This is a genomic window from Kitasatospora putterlickiae (genome assembly GCF_039527695.1).
Taxonomy (GTDB): Bacteria; Actinomycetota; Actinomycetes; order Streptomycetales; family Streptomycetaceae; genus Kitasatospora; species Kitasatospora putterlickiae.
The window spans coordinates 19,025-21,897 of the sequence record NZ_BAAAKJ010000118.1; the positions used below are offsets into that span (position 1 = coordinate 19,025).

2 protein-coding genes are annotated in these 2,873 nt (G+C 71.1%); one reads left to right on the forward strand and one right to left on the reverse strand.

The genetic code is table 11. The features are described 5' to 3' along the window. A partial coding sequence (locus tag ABD308_RS12380; RefSeq protein WP_344332698.1) for an MDR family MFS transporter occupies positions 1-1,614 on the reverse strand: 1,614 nt, incomplete at its 3' end. A gap of 189 nt (positions 1,615-1,803) precedes the next feature. On the opposite strand from ABD308_RS12380, the gene ABD308_RS12385 reads away from it, so the two are divergent. Then, the gene (locus ABD308_RS12385; protein WP_344332700.1) at positions 1,804-2,646 is read left to right on the forward strand and encodes an SDR family NAD(P)-dependent oxidoreductase; all 843 of its coding nucleotides are present in this window, start codon (positions 1,804-1,806) and stop codon (positions 2,644-2,646) included. The last annotated feature ends 227 nt before the right edge of the window (positions 2,647-2,873 follow it).

Sequence of the window (2,873 nt, forward strand, 5' to 3'; positions counted from 1 at the left end):
ACCGCCGGCTGCGGGACCGGCGGGACCGGACTGGGCGCCCGGGGCACCCTGGCCGCCCTGGCCCGCCGGGGCGCCCTGACCCTGCCACTGGCCGCCGCCGGGGCCACCCGGGCCGCCCTGGCCACCGGGCCCCCTGCCGCCGGGCGCGCCCATCGGCGCCCGCATCGGCCGCTCCTGGAGGAAGACCACCACCAGGGCGCCGAGCAGCGCGATGATCATGCCGATCAGGTAGACCACCTGCAGCGACTCGGCCAGCGCGGCGGCGACGCCGTCGCGCACCGCCGGCGGTTGCGCCCGGACCTTGGCCGGAGCGGTCAGCAGGCCGTCCGTGCCGAGCCGCGCCAGGGCCTCGGCCGGCACCTTCTTGGGCAGCCAGTCGCGCAGCTGCGAGTTGAGGACGGCGCCGAAGATGGTCACGCCCATGGCGCCGCCGAGCGAGCGGAAGAAGTTCGCCGCGGCCGTCGCCACACCCAGCTGCCGCATCTCGACGGAGTTCTGCACCGCCACGATCAGCACCTGGGTGACCAGGCCGAAGCCGATGCCGAAGACCGCGAGGAAGACGCCGGCGGCGACCTCCGAGGAGTCCGCCGTGAGCGTCGACATCAGGTAGAGGCCGAGCGCCATGATCAGCAGGCCGACGATCGGGAACAGCTTGTACCGGCCGGTCTTCTCGACCACCTTGCCGGAGAGGGTCAGGCTGGCCACGGTGGCGAGCATCATCGGGACCAGCAGCAGACCGGACTCGGTGGCGCTGTCCCCGTTGGCGACCTGGAGGAAGAGCGGGGTGTAGACGGTCGCCACGAACAGCGAGACCGAGGTGAGGAAGAGGCCGAGGGTGGCCACCAGGACCACCGGGTCCTTGAACAGCGCCAGCGGGACGACCGGCTCGCTGGCCCGCTTCTCCTGCCAGACGAAGCCGGCGAGCAGCGCCGCGGCGAGCACCAGCAGGCCGATGATCTGCACCGAGCCCCAGGAGTACTGGTCACCGGCCCAGACCGAGACCAGCAGCACCGAGACGATGGCCCCGCTGAGCAGCGCCGAGCCGAGGTAGTCCAGCTGCTTCTTCTGCTTGTTGACCGGCAGCTTCAGCACCGAGCTGACGATCAGCAGCGCGACCACGCCGATCGGCAGGTTGATGTAGAAGATCCACGGCCAGGACAGGTTGTCGACGAAGGCGCCGCCGATCAGCGGGCCGACCACGCCGGCGAGCACGAAGCAGGACTGCGCGTAGCCCTGCCACTTGCCGCGCTCGCGCGGCGGGACCAGCTCCGCGATGAGCGCCATGGCCAGCGCCATCAGACCGCCCGCGCCGAGCCCCTGGAGCGTGCGGAAGCCGATCAGCTGGCCGATGTTGCCGGAGATCCCGGACAGCGCCGAACCCAGCAGGAAGATCGCGATGGCCGACTGGAACATCAGCTTGCGGCCGTAGAGGTCGCCCAGCTTGCCCCAGAGCGGCGTGGCCGCGGTGGCGGCCAGCATGTAGGCGGTGACCACCCAGGCCAGGTGGGTCACGCCACCGAGGTCACCGGCGATGGTCGGCAGGGCCGTCGCCACGATCGTCTGGTCCAGGGCCGCCAGGAACATGGCGAGCACCAGAGCGGCGAAGATCGTCAAGAAGGTTTTGCGTGGCACTTCCGGGGCGGGTGCAGCGTACGGGGCGCTCATGGGGTACTCCTCGAGGAGGCGCTCGCCGACTCGGAGTCCTTGCTCCGAGCTTGAATTCGTATAGACTATACAATCAAAATAAGCCGTCAAGAGCCAACGTCAAGGGTGGCCGCCGGCCGCCCGGAGGAGCAGCTAACGATGAGTCAACTCCAGGGAAAGATCGCACTCGTGACCGGTTCCACCTCGGGCATGGGTGCGGCCACGGCGGTCGCGCTGGCCGCCGCGGGAGCCCGGGTGGTGGTCTCCGGCCGCCGCGCTGAGCTGGGCAACGCCGTCGTGGAGCGGATCCGCGAGAAGGGCGGACTGGCGGAGTTCATCGCCGCCGACGTCACCGTCGAGGATGACGTCGCCCGGCTGGTGGGTACCACGGTCGAGCGACACGGCCGGCTGGACATCGCCTTCAACAACGCGGGCGGCGGCGGGGCGTTCGGCCCGCTGGACCGGGTCCCGGCCGAGGCCTTCCACCAGGTGATCGCCGTCAACCTGATCGGCACCTATCACTCGCTCAAGCACGAGATCGCCGCGATGCGGGCGAACGGCGGCGGCAGCATCATCAACAACGCCTCCACCGCCGGCGTCCAGGGCACCGCCTTCGGCCTGGGCGCGTACACCGCGGCCAAGCACGGGGTGGTCGGCCTGACCAGGGCCACCGCGCTGGAGGCCGGCCCGGCCGGCATCCGGGTGAACGCCCTGATCACCGGGCCGGTGGACACCGAGGACTTCCGCCGGCGCGTCGGCGGCCAGCCGGGTGCGCTGGAGCGGGCCGGAGCGGCCACCGCGCTGGGGCGGATCGCCACCGAGGAGGAGGTCGCCCACGCGGTGGTCTTCCTCGGCAGCGACGCGGCCGGCTTCGTCACCGGGTCGCTGTTCGGGCTGGAGGGCGGCATGACGGCCGGCGTCACGGCCGGGACGATGGGGCGGCCCGGCGGCGGCGCTCCGGGCCAGGGCGGCCCCGGCGCCGGGCGACCGGGCGCGAACTGACCGGAACGCATTTCCCGGCCGACCGTGCCATTGCCAGACAACCACCTCCGGGATATTTTTTCGGCATGCTCGTAAAAACCACGAGGAACACCGAAGAGTTCATCTCCGAAACCAGTGGTTGGCTGGCCGGAAACCCGGTCGAGAATTCCATCCTGCTGACCATGACGGCGGGTGCGAGGTTCCGCCCGCCGACCGCCCCGCCGATCAGCTGGAGCCGGGTCGAGGAC

Excerpts from the sequence above, each read along its gene's own strand:
- ABD308_RS12385 (WP_344332700.1), top strand. The coding sequence starts at position 1,804 with ATGAGTCAACTCCAGGGAAAGATCGCACTCGTGACCGGTTCCACCTCG.